The sequence below is a fragment of the Neobacillus niacini genome, assembly GCF_023715415.1.
Classification (GTDB): Bacteria; Bacillota; Bacilli; order Bacillales; family Cytobacillaceae; genus Neobacillus; species Neobacillus niacini_C.
In genome coordinates this window covers 1-370 of the sequence record NZ_JAMBOB010000078.1, presented here as the reverse complement: position 1 = coordinate 370, position 370 = coordinate 1, and the positions used below count along the sequence as shown (strand labels likewise).

The following is a 370-nucleotide window of genomic DNA, read 5'->3' as shown; positions in this document are numbered from 1 at the left end:
CATCGGCTCCTAGTGCCAAGGCATCCACCGTGCGCCCTTTCTAACTTAACCTAAAAGGTTATTTTCTTCTTATTAAATAAGAGAGAAAAACTAAAATGGCTAGGAAAAATTGAACTTCATTTTTCCCTTTTCTCGGTTTTACTTTGACTTCTTCTTACGATTATCTAGTTTTCAAAGAACAAGTGTTTCGAGAGAGATTGCACTCTCAAAACTAAACAAACAAGTAACAGTCAACTTTTTATTAGTCCGTCACGGACTGCATTATCCTTAGAAAGGAGGTGATCCAGCCGCACCTTCCGATACGGCTACCTTGTTACGACTTCACCCCAATCATCTGTCCCACCTTAGGCGGCTGGCTCCTTACGGTTAC

1 rRNA gene is annotated in these 370 nt (G+C 41.4%); it reads right to left on the bottom strand.

Annotated elements, in window-relative coordinates:
* Positions 1–271 precede the first annotated feature (271 nt).
* Positions 272–370: ribosomal RNA gene (locus tag M3189_RS26640) — 16S ribosomal RNA — on the bottom strand; the annotation flags it as partial.